Source organism: Mesorhizobium sp. P2_A12 (genome assembly GCF_056405075.1).
The window spans coordinates 96,724-111,861 of sequence record NZ_JBFUCU010000011.1 but is presented as its reverse complement, the minus strand read 5'-3'; the positions used below and the strand labels follow the sequence as shown (position 1 = coordinate 111,861).

Here is a 15,138-nt window from a genome sequence, read left to right as displayed (position 1 = left end):
AACCGCAGAACCGCTCTATCTCTTTGTTTTGACGCAATTCCGGACGGAAAACCGGTTCACACTTTTCCTGTAATTGCTCTAGTTCAGCACTAAAGAATTCGCGGACTCCGCATTGCACGACCCGACATTCGAATTGTGAAATGTCCGCGTTGACCCTAGATCAAGCCTACCGCTATCAATGGTCGAAGCAGCAACAGGGCGAATAGAACAAGCGCCGCGCCCGCGACTCTGTCTGCTACTTTCTTGCCTCCGTTCAGCCGCCTGCCGAGCAAGATCCACATCGACCCGGTGGCAGCCGTAGTCACCAGGAGCACGATCCAGAAAAAGCCCAGTTCGTACTGCCCCGCGTCGACCGGCACGATTGCCAGACAATAGATAAAGCCTTTCGGGTTGAGTGCAGTGGTTGCCAGAACCGAAAGGCTATCGCCGTCGTCGGATGCGTCGATCCGGTCGGTGCCTATCAGACGCAGGCCAAGAATTACGAGCCATACAGCTGCGACCAGCTTGAGCACCTGGATGGCGCCGGACGGCAGCAAGGGTCGCAGCAAAAGCCAGCAGGCCGCTGCGAACCCGTAGCCGCAGGCCTGTGCGACCAGGAGTTTAATTGCCTTCTCTCGCTTGACCGCCCCCGCCATCAGAAGAGCGTTGGTTGGCCCGGGCGCGATAAAGAGCAGAAATGCTTCTAGGAAAAACAGAGTGTCCAAAACTGCCTGGTCCCGTGGATGCAAATGTATCACAGAAGAACTCGGTTTGACGCGTTGACTCTCGTCAACCCTAAACGTCGAACGGCATTCGCAGACCTCGTTGCTGCAAGCAAGCTATAGGACACTACATACGCATCAGCCCGTGTCTGGCGCTGAAAGCACTATCGCGCGCCGGCCGCATGCTGCAGCCGTGCGATCAGGTCGCGGTTACGGCAGTAATCCGGCGGATCATCCGCTTGCCGGTGTTCGTCGAGCCAGTTCGAGCATTCATCCTGGTGTCCGCAGGAGCGGCAGCGGTCCACCGCCCGATTTGTAACGGCTGCGTGGTCCGCGACGATCTTCAATTGTCTGTCGACGCCGAGCTTCCGCACCATACGGCCCATCAGGGCTGTCCTTGCGTCCACTGAAATCAGGTAGTCGAGAAAAGTCACGTCGGTCACTCCTATTTCTCAGCCATAATCGCCATGTTGGCGAGCACTACATTGATCTCGGTCAACAGCGCGAGGCACGCTCGGCCATCGTTCCAGCTTGTGACTGCGTGTGGCGACTTGAAGATGCCGACGCGACGCGCGTTCAATAGGACATCAAGCGGTTGATGCCGCTTTCCTCGATCAGCGAGCGGGTGACGCCGCCGAACGCCCATTCCCTCAACCGGCTATGGCCATAGGCGCCGGAGACGATCAGGTCCGCATGGATCGACCGCGCAAATGTCAGCAACCGGTCGCCATCGGCTTCGCCGGCGATCAGTTCGGTTCGTGCCATGATGCCGTGATGTTCGAGAAAAACCGCGACATCGGCGAGGCTGTCGCGAATGCTCTCGTCGCGGCCGGTATCGATTGTGGCGATGACAACCTCGTTGGCTGTGGCCAGGAAAGGCAATGCGTCTGCTATCGCCCGTCGCGCCTCCCTGGTGTCCTTCCAGGCAACAAGAACGGTTTTTGCAAGGACGTGTTCGACATTGTTTGCGGTGACCAGGACCGGCCGGCCAGTACCAAGCACCAGGCTGCCGACGTCCACTGCGCGAAAGACATTTTCCCCTTTCCCGCTGCCAGTAACGATGAGATCGGCGGCTCGGGCCGAAACGCTCAGGAAGCGGGTTGGACTGCAAACGGCTTGCGCCCATTCGCTGAAGATTGAAGCCGGAACCAATCTCTCGAATTCGGCTCGCAGTTCGGCAAGCCGTTTTTCGATTTCCGTGCGCTGGATCTGCATGATCTCCCCTTCGTAGACCATGCCGTCGCCTGTCGCGACCAGGGGCGGGACATCCGCTGCCGCCAGACCGATAAGACGGGCGCCAAATCGCTCCGCGAACTCGATCCCCAATTTCACCATGGCCGCCGGAGGTGCATCCACGGCAAGGTTCATGATGATTGACTTGTAGGACATTATGGACGCCTTTCGCTGGACCGGTGGAATACGATGATGAATACACCCATCGGCGCTCGACGCCTTGATGCGCGTCAAAGAACCCGCCAGTTGCATCTGTGCGAAAACCCTCGGCCTCGATCCGTTTTGTCTGTACGGAGAGAAGTGATAGTTAGCCTTCTTGCAGGCGTATCGAACCCAGGAATCCCAGGTGAGCCAAGACGAAGCGCTTATTTTGTCGGTCGGCGCGACGACGCTTAAATCAGTCTTGTCGCAAATGTTCGAACAAGCTCCGAGCTTCATGGCTCTCATGAGTGAGCCAAATCATGTCTTCGAACTGACCAATACTGCCTACCAAAGGCTGATCGGCCACAGGCAAGTGATTGGAAAGTCCGTGCGGGAGGCCCTTCCCGAGCTCGAAGGCCAAGGCTTCTACGAACTACTGGACCAGGTGTATGAAACGGGTGAGCCGTACAGGGGACGGGCGGTGAAGGTCGCGCTTCGCAAGGATGATGAACCTGCCGAAGAGCGCATTCTTGATTTCGTCTATCAGCCGATCAAGGCCGACGATGGCCGCATTACGGCTATCTTCGTCGAAGGCACCGATGTTAGCGAGCTTTCCTTCGCAAACGCAGCTCTTCTTTTGCGCGAAGATCATTTGCGTTCGATTCTGGCGACAGTGCCCGATGCAATGGTCGTCATTGATGAACAGGGCTTGATCCAATCCTTCAGCACCGCTGCCGAAACCCTGTTTGCCTACCAGTCGGGCGAAGTTATTGGTCAGAACGTCAATATGCTGATGCCCTCTCCCTATCGCAATGAGCATGACGCCTATCTGCTTCGCTACCTGACCACCGGCGAGCGCCGGATCATCGGACTGGGCCGCACGGTCACGGGAATGCGCAAGGATGGCTCGACCTTCCCCATGGAGCTTTCCGTCGGCGAGATGCACCCGGGAACGGGACGCTTCTTCACCGGCTTTTGCCGCGACCTGACCGAGCGCCATCGGGCGGAAGCAAGAATACAGGAACAGCAGCAGGAACTCCTTCACATGGCGCGGTTCACCGCGCTTGGCGAGATGGCATCGACATTGGCACATGAGATCAACCAGCCGCTCACCGCCATTACCAATTACCTGAAGGGCAGCCGCCGGCTTCTCGAGAACAGCAAGGAAGAAAATGCGCCTATGCTGCGCGATGCCGTGGAAAAGGCGGCCGAGCAGGCCCTGCGGGCAGGAAACGTCATTCGTCACCTGAGGGACTTTGTTGCGCGGGGCGAAAGCGAGCGTCAGGTCGAACGACTGCCCGCGCTGATCGAGGAAGCCTCGTCGCTCGCCCTGGTCGGCGCAAGGGAGATCGATGTCCGCGTCAGCTATGAGCTTGATCCCGCCGCCGAGCTGGTGTTGACCGACCGCATCCAGATTCAGCAGGTTTTGCTCAACCTCATGCGCAACGCGGTGGAAGCCATGCAAGGTGTACCGCGCCGCGAGTTGCACGTGACGACCGTCGCACGGGAGGATGGGATGGCCGAGGTAAGCGTGACGGATACAGGCACCGGCCTTGCGCCAGAAGTCTCGGCCCAACTTTTCCAGCCCTTCGTCACCACCAAGAAGCAAGGGATGGGCGTCGGACTCTCCATTTGCCGTACCATCGTCGAGTCGCATGGCGGCCACATCTGGGCCGAGCCAATGCCCGCCGGAGGAACAGCATTCCGGTTCACATTGCGCATCGTTGAGAAGGAAGAGGTCGCCAATGGCCGGCAATGATCTTGTGCATGTGGTCGACGACGACGTCGACGTCCGCAAGTCGCTTGGGTTTCTTCTCGCCACAGCCGACTTTGCCGTGCGCCTGCATGAATCCGCGACAGCCTTTCTGGCCGCGACGGCAGACAATATTGATGGCTGTATCGTGACCGATGTGCGCATGCCGGGTATCGACGGCATCGAGTTCCTGCGACAACTTCGGACTCGCGGACATAGGCTTCCGGTTATCGTCATGACGGGCCATGCCGATGTCGCGCTCGCCGTCCAGGCGATGAAGGAAGGCGCTGCTGATTTCATCGAAAAGCCGTTCGACGACGAGATGCTGATCGACGCGATCCGCTCCGCGTTGGCCAATCGCAATCGGATAGATGCAACTCACCCGAAATCCGCGGAAATCCGCGGGCGTCTGTCTACACTATCGGATCGTGAGCGGCAGGTGCTGGATGGACTTGTGTCGGGTCTGCCGAACAAGACAATCGCCTATGATCTGGGGATCAGCCCGCGCACTGTCGAAATCCATCGCGCCAATGTCATGAGCAAGATGGCCGCGAGCAGCCTGTCGCATCTGGTTCGCATGGCACTCATCGTGGATCCCAAGCACTAGGGCGACCGAGAGAAGGCGTTGCCGATATCTGCGGGTGTCTTGTCCGGCACCCAGTCGCGCCAATGGGTCGGGTGGATGTCGAGATAGGCGCCGGTCGCGGCGTTCTTCCATCCTTTCCGCGTCTTCATGCAGGGAAATACAAGCGCATGCTCGCCATCCTCGTCGAGGACGGCCAGTTCGAGATCGCTGTCGAACGGAGCGCTTAGGATCGGCTTCCACATCCCCCTAGGATGCGCGAGATGGCATGCCTCGCCTTGATTTGAATCAGTTTTCGACACCCGAATGCAGCCTCGAGCTGGCTGCCCTGCGTCTGCCGAACCGCCCCTTTTGATCGCGATCAATGTCCATCTTGGCGGCTGGGCTACTTTTCCTGGCTCATAAGGAGAAACGCGATGCACGAAATCAAGGTCGATGAAGCGCTGTGGGCGTCCAGCATGCTTCCCGAGGGCATTGTGGAACGATGGTTCGTTGCCAGCGGCACCACGATCAAGGCTGGCGATAAAATAGCCGAGGTTCGAATTGAAGACGCACTGCATGAGATCGTGTCGCCGGCAAGCGGTCGCGCGACGATCATGGCCCCCGTGAATGCCATGATCGAACCCGGATCGGTTCTGGCAACATTGGACGATACGATCCGGGCCGACTGACGGCGCATGCAGACCAACCGATCGGGCATCGTCGGCTGTGGGTCGGATGCAGGAAACTGATCCGGCGCAATGCTCACGCACTCCCGGGATTGGAAGATCAAGCCAGACATGAGCGAGCAATTGATATGACCCAAATGTCTCACACATCATTTTCTGGCTTTTCCCATGCCGCGCAACAGGCTCAGCAGTGGGTCAACGAACTCGCCAGGGACCTCTGCTGGAGCGAGCCGAGCGCGTACCGGCTGCTGAAATCTGTTCTGCACACGCTGCGAGACTGGTTGTCGCCTGCGGAAACTGCCGACCTCGCAGCGCAGCTCCCTGCCTTGGTTCGCGGCATCTATTTCGAGGGTTGGCAGCCAACGAAAGCACCTGCCTGCAAGCGAACGAAGCGAGACTTCATCATCGATGTCAGAAGCGGTTTCGGCTACGATGACGAAGTCGATTTCGACACTGCGATCGGTGCAGTTTTCAAGCTCCTCGATCGTCATATTTCGCATGGCGAGATCACCCAGGTGAGGAATTCGATGAGGAAGTCACTTCATCAACTCTGGCCGGCGGACTGATGATGTTCCGCGACCGCAAAGAGGCTGGAGAGAAGCTCGGCATAGAACTGGGCAAGCTTCAATTGCGCCAGCCCGTCGTGCTCGCGTTGCCGCGTGGCGGCGTTCCGGTCGCCGCCGAAGTGGCCAAAGCTCTGAAGGCACCGCTTGATCTGATTATCGTGCGCAAGGTAGGCGCGCCGGGAAATCCTGAACTGGCCATTGCCGCAATCGTGGACGGCGATCCTCCGGACATCGTGCTGAACCGGGAGATTGTCGAAGCCTACTCGCTCGATGATGACGCACTTCGCGCCTTGATCGCGCAGGAACGACCCGAGCTTGAACGTCGCCGGCTCGCCTATCGGGCCAAGCATCCACCCTTATCGATCGCGGGGAAGACGGCGATCATCGTCGATGACGGCGCGGCAACAGGAACGACGATCAAGGTTGCCATTCGTGCCCTGAGAAAACGAGCCCCCAAGGAGGTCGTCGTAGCAGTTCCTGTTTCACCGCGCGATACGATATCGGAATTGGCTGGCGAAGCCGACCGGGTGGTTTGCCTTAGTCAACCAGCGCGGTTCGGCGCACTGGGCTACCACTACTTGTCGTTCCCTCAGCTTTCCGACAGCTCTGTTGTCGCTGCAATGGACGAAGCTGCCCTGCGGCAAGCGACCGGCCAACGCAAGAATCTCAAGAAGCCCGCCGGCCGCCGTACAAACGAGACTGAGCGGCAGCGTCACGGGGCCACCTCGAAAAAGTAGGAGATCGCACCGATGCTGATCCGTAGCCTTTCTGCCTTGGAATGTACGAAATTGCTGACCGCCAACCGGATCGGTCGTTTGGCATGCGCGAAGGACGGCCAGCCTTACGTCGTGCCGATACACTATGCCCATTCAGACAATCACCTTTACGCGTTTTCGATGCCAGGCAAGAAGATCGAGTGGATGCGCGGCAACCCGCTGGTGTGCGTTGAGGTCGATGAACGCGGCAAAGGGCGAGGATGGAGAAGCGTGGTGGTCGACGGCCGCTATGAGGAATTGCCGGATCAGATCGGCCACAAGGTCGAGCGCGATCATGCATGGTCGGTGCTCAGCAAGCACGCGGACTGGTGGGAGCCCGGTGCCCTCAAGCCGGCAATACCTCCCGTTTCAGACAGCGCGTCGCCTGTGTTCTTCCGAATTCTGATTCAGCAGGTGTCGGGCAGGGAAGCGGGCGAGTAAACTGCCTCCCATGGATCCGCTCATCGCCCGGCTCGGACTCGCCTTGGCAATCGGCCTGCTCGTCGGACTGGAGCGTGGCTGGCGGGAGCGGGATGCACCAGATCGCAGCCGTACGGCCGGTATTCGAACCTTCGGCATATCCGGCCTACTCGGTGGCAATCTGGCAGCGCTGGCCGAAGCCCTTGACGCGGTTTCGGTGCTGGTCGGGGGGTTTATCGCCTTTGCCGCGATCTTCGCGTGGTACAAGGCGCGAGAAGCTGCTCATGACCAGGATTTCAGTGTCACCTCGGTCATGGCCGGCCTGGGCGTGTTCGCCCTTGGCGCCCTTTGTGTAGCCGGCGACTATCGGGTTGCTTGCGCTGGAGGGGCCGCGCTCGCGGCGGTACTTGCCAGTCGCGAGGTCCTGCACGGCCTGTTGCGACGACTGACCTGGATCGAGCTTCGTTCGGCGTTGATCCTGGCGGTAATGACCGCGATTGTCCTGCCCTTGCTGCCAAACCGGACCATGGACCCATGGGGCGGGTTCAATCCTTGGGAGGTCTGGTTCCTTACGGTGCTGATGGCGTCGATATCGTTCGCTGGCTATGTCGCCGTCCGCGTTCTTGGAACCACGCGGGGTCTGCTCGTCAGCTCGCTCGTCGGTGCAATCGTCTCCTCCACAGCCGTGACCGTGGCACTTGCCCGCAACGCGACGTCGTCGAGCAATCCGCTACCGCTGGCAGGGGCAGCTTCGCTGGCAGCGATGGTCTCATCGCTGCGCGTTTGCGTGGTGATTTTGATCATCCAACCAAGCGTATTCGTCCCAGCCGGCATTCCGGCGATTGCCGCGGCATTCGCCTTCGCGGCCTGCGGCGCATTTCTGTTGGTGCGCGTCGGCGGGGATCAAAAAGGTGGTGGGCTGACGCGCAATCCATTCGAACTTGGTCCATTGCTGCTCTTTGCCCTGCTCTTTGCGGTGGTCTCGACCGCCAGCGCCGCACTGGCGGGTCAATTCGGCGGGCGCGGCTTGCTGGCGAGCTCGGCGCTTGCCGGAACGTTCGATGTCGATGTCTCGGTGCTCAGCGCGTTGCGCCTGGTCAGGCATTCGGTCCCTGTCGAGACCGTGGGGCAGGCGGTGCTGGCGGCACTGGCGGCAAACGCGACCGGTCGCGTCTCGCTGGCGGTCGTTGCCGGCCCGGTCAGGTTCTGGTTGCCGTTGGCCGTGGCGACTCTGATCGCTGCAGCCGCCGGCTACTGCGCCATGGTGCTGCTAGCGACCTTCTGACCTGCACAGAAACGACCAGGCCCTCTTGATCCGGATCAAGGCGAAATCCGGTTGTCGCGCTATGAACTTCGTCAAGGGAGTTCGCCATGACCGATCTGAAAGATCTTACCCCGAAGTTCCGGCATGTCCGGCTGCTGCTTGCCCGCGAGAAGGGCCATCCGGGCGGCGATCGCGAAGAGGGCTATGATGTGCTCGCCCCGTTGAAGAGCGACGGACGGATCGACGCCGACGAGTGGAAATCACACCGGGGTTCCTGCCGCGTTCGCCGTTTTCGTGCTGACGAAGAAGACTTGGTCGGCCTTCTGCGGCGCAAGCCCGGCGGACAGTGGTACTTCGACTATGCAGAAGGCGACCGCGACGACGAGATCGGCTTCCATCTCGGCGACGAACGCTTCGTCACCGGCGAATACGTTTCCATCGAACGCAACGGCACCATGCACACCTATCAGGTGGCAAGGGTCGAACGGCCTTAGAGACAAGGTGCCTGGAGGGACGGGGCGCGTGGCTCGAATAAAATGCGCGAGCCGGGCGAGCGGGCCAAGTCATTTGTCCGGCACGGGAGGTCCAGCCGTCAGGTCCCGCGCAGCGATGCCGCCTGGGATGCAGCCTGTACATCACTGGCGACTGCCCTCTCTTCATCCGTGGGAATGACAAGCACGTTGACGCTGGAATCGGCGAGGCTGATCACGCCCTCGCCTCTCCGGTTCAACTCATTGTCGATGCCGACGCCGAGCCAACCGGCCGCGGCACCGATCTTCTCCCGGACCAACGGCGCGTTCTCGCCGATGCCGGCCGTGAACACCAGCGTATCCAGACCTCCGAGGGCAGCCGCCAGCGACCCGATCTCGCGCCCGATTCGATAGACGAAGAGATCGATCGCCTCGGCGGCGGCAGTATCCTCGGAACCGATCAGCGTGCGCATGTCTCCGGATATCCCCGACACTCCGAGCAGGCCGGATTGCTCATAGAGAAGCGTCACCAGTTCGTTGGGCGACAGTTTACCGTCCTGCAGCAAATGGAGGATTATCCCTGGGTCCAGGGCACCGCAACGCGTGCTCATCACCAGGCCGTCCAGCGTCGAAAACCCCATCGTCGTGGCGATACTTCGTCCGGAGTCCATGGCGCAGAGGCTGGCACCACTGCCCAGATGGGCAACGATCGCTCGGCCTCCAGCCCGCGCGCCGTAGCGGTCGCGCAGCTCTGATGCGATATGGCTGTAGGACAGGCCGTGAAAGCCATAGGAGACGATGCCCGTCTCGGTCATCGCGCGCGGCAGGCCGTAGATTTTGGCGACCTCCGGCCGGGCCGAATGGAATGCCGTGTCGAAGCATCCGACCTGGAGGGCTTGCGGCAGGAACTCAGCGGCCAGGGCGACAAGCTCGAGATTGATCCTTTGATGGATTGGCGCGAGCGGCTCGAGCAGGCGCAGTGCGTCGAGCGTGGGCCCGTCGAGCAGCGTCGCTCCAGTGAAATTGCGGCCACCATGGACGATCCTGTGCCCGACCCTGCCGATGCGGCGTAGGAGGTCGTGATCGGCAAGCACAGAGGCGACGGCCGCGAATGCCTTGCCGATGTCGATCGGTCCGTCGTCCAGGCTTTTGTCTGTCGTCGGCTCATCCGCAGTGGCCTCGACACACAGCCGCGGGTGCCCCGCCAGCGACGAGACGTTGCCGCGCAACAGCAGGGGAAGCGCGTCGCGTTCCTCGAAGACGGCGAACTTCAGGCTGGAGGAGCCGCCATTGAGGACCAGGATAGCGTCTGTCATGCGTTCGTCCTCAGCGGCGACCGGTCGACGCCGCACCGGGATCCTGATCCCACTTCCAGCCGAGTATTTCCGGCATGTCCTGGCCATGAGCCCGGATATAGGCTCGATGCTCGAGCAGCTTACTCTCCATTGCCTGCTTCAGGCCAACCTGCACGCTCCTGAGCTGCGGAACCCAGTCAAGCACGCTTTGCACGAGGTGAAACCGGTCGAGGCCGTTCAGTACCGTCATGTCGAAGGGCGTGGTGGTCGTGCCTTCCTCATTGTAACCGCGGACATGGATGTTGTCGTGATTGGTGCGCCGATAGGTCAGCCGGTGGATGGTCCACGGGTAGCCGTGATAGGCGAAGATGACAGGCTTGCCGGTGGTGAACAATGCATCGAAATCGCGGTCCGACAGGCCGTGTGGATGATATTCCTTGGGCTGCAGGGTCATCAGGTCCACGACGTTGACCACCCTGATCCTGAGCTCAGGAACGTGATGCCGCAGGATCTGCACCGCCGCCAGCGTTTCGAGGGTCGGAACGTCGCCGGCGCACGCCATCACGACGTCTGGCTCGTCGCCGTTCTCGGTCGATGCCCAGTCCCATATGCCGATCCCTGCCCGGCAATGGACGATGGCCTTGTCCATCGATAACCACTGCCATGAAGGCGGCTTGCCGGCGACGATGACGTTGATCCGGTTCCATGTCCGCAGCACGTGATCGGTCACGCAAAGCAAGGTGTTGGCATCCGGCGGCAGATAGACGCGCACGATGTCGGCCTTCTTGTTGAGGGCGACATCGATGAAGCCGGGATCCTGATGGCTGAAGCCATTGTGCTCCTGGTGCCAGACATGGCTCGACAGCAGATAGTTCAGCGAGGCGACCGGCCGCCGCCACGGGATGTCACGGCAGGCATCAAGCCATTTCGCATGCTGGTTGAACATGGAATCGACGATGTGGATAAACGCCTCGTAACAGGAAAACAGGCCATGCCGCCCGGTCAAAAGATAGCCTTCGAGCCAGCCCTGGCAGGTGTGCTCGGAGAGGATTTCCATGACCCTGCCGTCGCGGCCGAGATGAACGTCTTCGGGCAGGATCTTTTCCATCCAGGCGCGCTCGGTGGCTTCGAACACGTCCTGAAGCCGGTTCGAGGCCGTCTCGTCAGGACCGACGATGCGGAAGTTCTTCGCGGCCTCGTTCAGTTCCATCACAGCCCGAAGGAAACTGCCCATTACACGTGTTGACTCGGCCTTCTCCGCGCCGGGCCGAGCGACGGCCACTGCATGGTCCCGCAGCCCGGGCAAATCGAGGGTCCGGCGCAGCAGGCCGCCATTGGCATGCGGATTGGCGCTCATGCGCCGCGCGGCTTGCGGCGTGGTGGCACGGATCGCCTCGACAGGGGCACCAGCGGCATCGAACAACTCATCCGGCCGGTGGCCTTTCAGCCACTCCTCGAGCATCGTCAGATGCGCCGGATTTTCCGCAAGGCCAGACAACGGGACCTGGTGCGCACGCCAGAAGCCTTCGGTCTTCAGCCCGTCGACTTCCTTTGGACCGGTCCAGCCCTTCGGGCTTCGCAGCACGATCATGGGCCACTTCGGCCGCAACCCCGCGTCGGCAGATCCGCCGTGCGCACCTTTCTGGATCACTTCGATGCGGTCCAGCGCATCGTCGAGCACTGTTGCCATCCGCTCGTGCATCAACGTCGGGTCATCGCCCTCGACGAAAAGTGGATCATAGCCATAGCCGGTGAACAGCGCGCGCAGTTCCTCTTCGGGAATGCGGGCAAGGATTGTGGGATTGGCGATCTTGTAGCCGTTCAGATGCAGGATCGGCAGCACTGCCCCGTCACGCGCCGGGTTGAGAAACTTGTTTGAATGCCACGCGGCAGCCAATGGCCCGGTCTCCGCTTCACCGTCGCCGACAACGCAGGCAACGACAAGGTCCGGATTGTCGAAGGCTGCGCCAAAGGCATGAGAAAGCGCGTAGCCCAGTTCGCCACCCTCGTGGATCGAGCCCGGCACATCGGGCGCGGCATGGCTTGGAATTCCGCCCGGAAAGGAGAACTGCCGGAACAGTTTGCGCATGCCTTGTTCGTCCAGGGATATGTCCGGACTAAGCTCGCTGTAAGTGCCTTCGAGATAGGCATTGGCGACCATCGCCGGACCGCCATGGCCCGGCCCGCAGACGTAGATCATGTTTGCATCCCTCAGCCGGATGGCGCGGTTGAGATGGGCATAGATGAAACTCAGGCCCGGCGATGTTCCCCAGTGGCCAAGCAGACGCGGCTTCACGTGTTCCAGCCGCAAAGGCTCCCGGAGCAGCGGATTGTCGAGCAGGTAGATCTGCCCGATCGTCAGATAGTTGGCGGCGCGCCAGTATGCATTGATGTCGTGCAGCTGGCGTTCGGACAGCCGCCTGCCGGGGGTTGCTGTCGTCGTGTGCTCGGTCATGTCTGGCTCCCATAGTCCCCATTTGCCAATGCCGTCGGATCGCGACATGCGCCGCCGTCCATCGAGTCGCCGCGAATGGACAACCAACGCATTCGTGCGCCATTCGGTTCATGACCGCCGGACCAGTTTGCAGCGAGGTGGCCGTCAACCGGGCGTATGGCGGGCGGTCGTTTGCGCCATTCATAGTGGCGACGAACAGTGCGAGCTTTGATCCACCGCAAAACGCGTTTGCATCAGGTGCCGAAGGCCGAACGCCTGGATCACAATGAGTTCGCTGGCTATGGCCAATCGTGCCGAAAATTCCCGGCTGACAACGCTGTCGAAATCGTCACCACTGGGGAGTCTAGGTAGTATCCCGTAGGGACATAACCGAATTTCGCGCGGCGCGGATTCGAGCGATTGCTGTGACACGGATCAACCGGGGAAACAGCCATGCACGCCTACACGACCTCCAAGATTTCGCTACCGTCGCATTTTGCCCAGCCGAGCCTGCCAGCGGCATTCGACACGGCACCACTGCAGCCGCTCAGCTTCTTTCCCGCCGGTGCGGAAATCTATGCCCAGGGCGAGAAGGCCGGAGCTTTCTACCAAATCGAGTTTGGGGCCGTTCGTGTGTACCGCCTGCTCGCCGATGGTCGCCGGCAGATAAGCGCCTTCCACCTTGCGGGAGAGACATTTGGCTTCGAAGCAGACATGACGCATCATTTCTTCGCCGAAGCAATCAACGCGACCGGGGTCCGGGTCTTCCGTATTGCCGCCGGGGCTGACATGTCTCATCAGTTGCTGCCGTTGGCGCTCAAGGGGCTGACCAGGGCACAGGAGCACCTGCTGGTCCTCGGCCGCCAGAACGCCATCGAGCGCGTCGCGGCGTTCCTGGTCGATATGGCAGAGCGCCAAGGCGGGCTTCGGCAGGTCGAGCTGCCGATGTCGCGCGTCGACATTGGCGACTATCTCGGCCTCACCATAGAGACGGTCTCAAGAATATTCACCAGGCTGAAGGAAAAGGGTATCATCCGCTTGATCAGCCTGCGCTGCGTCGAAATAATCAAACATGATGCGCTTCAGAATATGAGCGAGTGATCGCTGTTTCCATCAAAACAAGGCATTACACGCCGCCGCATCATGCGAGCGCCGACCTTGCAGGGCAGCGCTTCGATTGAGGGGCTTGGAGGATAGGGGCGTTTGACGCTCTTCAGCCAGCCGCTTGGGCCGACTTGCGCCGCGCATCACTTACCGTCAACCAGACAGCGGAAACGAGGAAGTAGAAGGCGCCGAAGGCCGCATAGGGCGCGATGTTGGTGATGTCGATCGTCGCCGCACTGCCCGCCATCTTCACAAAGAAAATGCCTGCCAGTGCCGACTGAGCGCCGCTCAACACCATTGCCCACTGCGCGCCGGACTTCCAGCGCCTGACCGCGGTTGCAAGCTGAAAAAGGCCCGACAGGACCGCCCAGACGCCGAAGACGGCGAGCACCGTATTCATATCTTTGCCGAGAGCAATGGCGACTGCCACGGTGGTGATGATGCTGATGACGAAGTTGAGCAGTTGCGTTTTGTTGCGGTTCAAGCCGCCGGTGCGCTGGGCGTCGATGAAGTTGGCCAGTGCATCCCAAGCCGGATAGGCGACCAGCATGATGGCTGCCAGGGGAGGCATTGTCTTGGCTACCGTGAAGGCCAGGAGGACCCAGGCGGTCGAAACGGCAAAGCGTGTGAAATAGTAGCTCTTAAGCCAGGTGGTTGAGGATTGGACCAGGTTGGCTTCAGTCGTCTTAGCAAGCATTTTTGAATCTCCTTCGCGCTTGATATTGTCGCCTACCTACTAGAAGGTAGATAGTGTGACGTCAACCACTTTCTTGGCTCGGCACGACCGATCAACCAAGCGGTGGCGGAGATCGTGAACCGTATTGGCCATACGAAATGGCCGACCCTAAGTTGCTACTTTCAGCACCGATGCACTGGGGGTCTCAACGGTCCCTGTGAGATGCGAATTTGGTTGCGGCGGCTCGCCGCCATGCCGCGCAGATAACTTGTTAGTGAACCTTCGCCGATAAGCGCTGCAAGGTCGGCGTCAGGATCGCGCCAAAGATGGTAGGGCTGCCATAGGCACGCGCCGACAACATCGCGCCATGGACAGTCGCCATGAAAGTCTCTGCCTCCAGATCCGCAGAGCCGGCGAATTTGAGAACGCCCTGTTCAGCGCCCCGCTCCATGACCTTGGTCAACCAGGACGACAGAAACCGAAAGTAGGCCCGCACCTCGACGGCAACCTCAGGCGGGAGTGCCGGGAGTTCGCTGGCAAGCAGCGCGCAGACGCAAAACGGGATGCTCGCGTCTTCAATGCATTTTGCCCAGTAGCCAGCATAGGTTTGAAGCAGTGCAAGCGGGTCAGGGAGTTTACTTTCCAGATCTGCCATGCTGACCTCGGTACGCTCGCGATGGCGCGCCACAAGCGTGCGAACAAGGTCGACTTTGCTGGGGAAATGATGGTGGATACTCGCCTTTCGAATTCCCACCTCGTCAGCGATATCAGCATAGCTGAATCCGTTGTAGCCGCCCGAAACAATGAAGTTCCGCGCGGACGCCAAAATCTGATCGGACGTCATGACGAGATTGCTCATGCAGCATGCCTACCTTCTAGTAGGATCGTTGTCAATCGGCCTTACTCCTTCGCCTAGGGACCGTGGCGGGAGCTTAGCGCCGGCCCTGTCTGCCGTATGGCCAAAGCCCGCGCCGACAGCTTGATCTCGCCTTTTCGCAAGCGCAGCAAAACTGTATGACCTTTCAAAGCGCACTGCCCTTGGATGGCGTTCGCGATAAATTGGGGCGGACGCGCC

At 60.4% G+C, this 15,138-nt stretch carries 17 protein-coding genes; 9 read left to right on the top strand and 8 right to left on the bottom strand.

Annotation, left to right across the window (positions count from 1 at the left end; all coding sequences use genetic code 11):
• Positions 1–155 precede the first annotated feature (155 nt).
• The 3 genes from AC1DZU_RS22270 to AC1DZU_RS22260 all read right to left on the bottom strand — a co-directional run bounded on the left by AC1DZU_RS22270 (position 156) and on the right by AC1DZU_RS22260 (position 2,090).
• Positions 156–704, bottom strand: a complete 549-nt coding sequence (locus tag AC1DZU_RS22270) for a hypothetical protein (protein ID WP_477288378.1) — start codon at positions 702–704, stop codon at positions 156–158.
• 161 nt (positions 705–865) lie between these two features.
• Positions 866–1,144, bottom strand: coding sequence for a DUF6455 family protein (locus tag AC1DZU_RS22265; RefSeq protein WP_477288376.1), 279 nt, complete (start codon positions 1,142–1,144; stop codon positions 866–868).
• A 133-nt stretch (positions 1,145–1,277) separates the two neighbouring features.
• Positions 1,278–2,090, bottom strand: coding sequence for a universal stress protein (locus AC1DZU_RS22260; RefSeq protein ID WP_477288467.1), 813 nt, complete (start codon positions 2,088–2,090; stop codon positions 1,278–1,280).
• A 190-nt stretch (positions 2,091–2,280) separates the two neighbouring features.
• Here AC1DZU_RS22260 and AC1DZU_RS22255 point away from each other — a divergent pair, with 190 nt between their 5' ends.
• Together AC1DZU_RS22255 and fixJ are read left to right on the top strand one after the other, a co-directional pair.
• A complete protein-coding gene (locus AC1DZU_RS22255; RefSeq protein ID WP_477288374.1) occupies positions 2,281–3,834 on the top strand; it encodes a PAS domain S-box protein in 1,554 nt (517 codons plus the stop codon).
• Positions 3,821–4,435 (top strand): response regulator FixJ, encoded by a 615-nt coding sequence (gene fixJ / locus AC1DZU_RS22250; protein WP_477288372.1) that lies wholly within the window; start codon positions 3,821–3,823, stop codon positions 4,433–4,435. Before AC1DZU_RS22255 ends, fixJ begins: the two co-directional genes overlap by 14 nt.
• Here the strand turns inward: fixJ and AC1DZU_RS22245 are convergent.
• Complete coding sequence (locus AC1DZU_RS22245; protein WP_477288370.1) at positions 4,432–4,656, bottom strand: hypothetical protein; 225 nt, start codon at positions 4,654–4,656, stop codon at positions 4,432–4,434. The genes fixJ and AC1DZU_RS22245 overlap by 4 nt on opposite strands.
• 171 nt (positions 4,657–4,827) lie before the next feature.
• Between AC1DZU_RS22245 and AC1DZU_RS22240 the strand changes: the two genes are divergently transcribed.
• From AC1DZU_RS22240 to AC1DZU_RS22215, 6 genes are all read left to right on the top strand, one after another.
• Positions 4,828–5,082 (top strand): lipoyl domain-containing protein, encoded by a 255-nt coding sequence (locus AC1DZU_RS22240; protein WP_477288368.1) that lies wholly within the window; start codon positions 4,828–4,830, stop codon positions 5,080–5,082.
• An 89-nt stretch (positions 5,083–5,171) separates the two neighbouring features.
• On the top strand, positions 5,172–5,645 hold the full coding sequence (locus tag AC1DZU_RS22235; RefSeq protein ID WP_477288366.1) for a DUF2267 domain-containing protein: 474 nt from the start codon (positions 5,172–5,174) through the stop codon (positions 5,643–5,645).
• A 2-nt stretch (positions 5,646–5,647) separates the two neighbouring features.
• Positions 5,648–6,382: a phosphoribosyltransferase gene (locus AC1DZU_RS22230; protein ID WP_477288464.1), complete on the top strand. Its 735-nt coding sequence runs from the start codon at positions 5,648–5,650 to the stop codon at positions 6,380–6,382.
• A 12-nt stretch (positions 6,383–6,394) separates the two neighbouring features.
• A complete protein-coding gene (locus tag AC1DZU_RS22225; RefSeq protein WP_477288364.1) occupies positions 6,395–6,841 on the top strand; it encodes a pyridoxamine 5'-phosphate oxidase family protein in 447 nt (148 codons plus the stop codon).
• A gap of 10 nt (positions 6,842–6,851) precedes the next feature.
• Entirely contained in the window at positions 6,852–8,105 is a 1,254-nt protein-coding gene (locus AC1DZU_RS22220; RefSeq protein ID WP_477288362.1) for an MgtC/SapB family protein, read from the top strand.
• Positions 8,106–8,191: 86 nt separating this feature from the next.
• Complete coding sequence (locus AC1DZU_RS22215; protein WP_095080458.1) at positions 8,192–8,578, top strand: hypothetical protein; 387 nt, start codon at positions 8,192–8,194, stop codon at positions 8,576–8,578.
• Between the two features lie 98 nt (positions 8,579–8,676).
• Here the strand turns inward: AC1DZU_RS22215 and AC1DZU_RS22210 are convergent, their stop codons facing one another.
• Both AC1DZU_RS22210 and AC1DZU_RS22205 read right to left on the bottom strand, forming a co-directional pair.
• On the bottom strand, positions 8,677–9,870 hold the full coding sequence (locus tag AC1DZU_RS22210; protein WP_477288360.1) for an acetate/propionate family kinase: 1,194 nt from the start codon (positions 9,868–9,870) through the stop codon (positions 8,677–8,679).
• 10 nt (positions 9,871–9,880) lie between these two features.
• Positions 9,881–12,304 carry a phosphoketolase family protein gene (locus AC1DZU_RS22205; RefSeq protein WP_477288358.1) on the bottom strand — a complete coding sequence of 808 codons (2,424 nt, stop codon included), beginning with the start codon at positions 12,302–12,304 and terminating at the stop codon, positions 9,881–9,883.
• A 432-nt stretch (positions 12,305–12,736) separates the two neighbouring features.
• Here AC1DZU_RS22205 and AC1DZU_RS22200 point away from each other — a divergent pair, with 432 nt between their 5' ends.
• Positions 12,737–13,384, top strand: coding sequence for a helix-turn-helix domain-containing protein (locus AC1DZU_RS22200; protein WP_477288357.1), 648 nt, complete (start codon positions 12,737–12,739; stop codon positions 13,382–13,384).
• A gap of 112 nt (positions 13,385–13,496) precedes the next feature.
• Here the strand turns inward: AC1DZU_RS22200 and AC1DZU_RS22195 are convergent, their stop codons facing one another.
• Both AC1DZU_RS22195 and AC1DZU_RS22190 read right to left on the bottom strand, forming a co-directional pair.
• Positions 13,497–14,084: a DUF308 domain-containing protein gene (locus tag AC1DZU_RS22195; protein ID WP_477288355.1), complete on the bottom strand. Its 588-nt coding sequence runs from the start codon at positions 14,082–14,084 to the stop codon at positions 13,497–13,499.
• A gap of 250 nt (positions 14,085–14,334) precedes the next feature.
• Positions 14,335–14,922: a TetR/AcrR family transcriptional regulator gene (locus AC1DZU_RS22190; protein ID WP_477288353.1), complete on the bottom strand. Its 588-nt coding sequence runs from the start codon at positions 14,920–14,922 to the stop codon at positions 14,335–14,337.
• Between the last annotated feature and the right edge of the window lie 216 nt (positions 14,923–15,138).

Bases quoted from the DNA above. Each gene is read 5' to 3' on its own strand.
- AC1DZU_RS22260 (WP_477288467.1), bottom strand. From the start codon at position 2,090: ATGTCCTACAAGTCAATCATCATGAACCTTGCCGTGGATGCACCTCCG.
- fixJ (WP_477288372.1), top strand. From the start codon at position 3,821: ATGGCCGGCAATGATCTTGTGCATGTGGTCGACGACGACGTCGACGTC.
- AC1DZU_RS22245 (WP_477288370.1), bottom strand. From the start codon at position 4,656: ATGTGGAAGCCGATCCTAAGCGCTCCGTTCGACAGCGATCTCGAACTG.
- AC1DZU_RS22240 (WP_477288368.1), top strand. From the start codon at position 4,828: ATGCACGAAATCAAGGTCGATGAAGCGCTGTGGGCGTCCAGCATGCTT.
- AC1DZU_RS22230 (WP_477288464.1), top strand. From the start codon at position 5,648: ATGTTCCGCGACCGCAAAGAGGCTGGAGAGAAGCTCGGCATAGAACTG.
- AC1DZU_RS22225 (WP_477288364.1), top strand. From the start codon at position 6,395: ATGCTGATCCGTAGCCTTTCTGCCTTGGAATGTACGAAATTGCTGACC.
- AC1DZU_RS22220 (WP_477288362.1), top strand. From the start codon at position 6,852: ATGGATCCGCTCATCGCCCGGCTCGGACTCGCCTTGGCAATCGGCCTG.
- AC1DZU_RS22215 (WP_095080458.1), top strand. From the start codon at position 8,192: ATGACCGATCTGAAAGATCTTACCCCGAAGTTCCGGCATGTCCGGCTG.
- AC1DZU_RS22210 (WP_477288360.1), bottom strand. From the start codon at position 9,870: ATGACAGACGCTATCCTGGTCCTCAATGGCGGCTCCTCCAGCCTGAAG.
- AC1DZU_RS22205 (WP_477288358.1), bottom strand. From the start codon at position 12,304: ATGACCGAGCACACGACGACAGCAACCCCCGGCAGGCGGCTGTCCGAA.
- AC1DZU_RS22200 (WP_477288357.1), top strand. From the start codon at position 12,737: ATGCACGCCTACACGACCTCCAAGATTTCGCTACCGTCGCATTTTGCC.
- AC1DZU_RS22195 (WP_477288355.1), bottom strand. From the start codon at position 14,084: ATGCTTGCTAAGACGACTGAAGCCAACCTGGTCCAATCCTCAACCACC.
- AC1DZU_RS22190 (WP_477288353.1), bottom strand. From the start codon at position 14,922: ATGAGCAATCTCGTCATGACGTCCGATCAGATTTTGGCGTCCGCGCGG.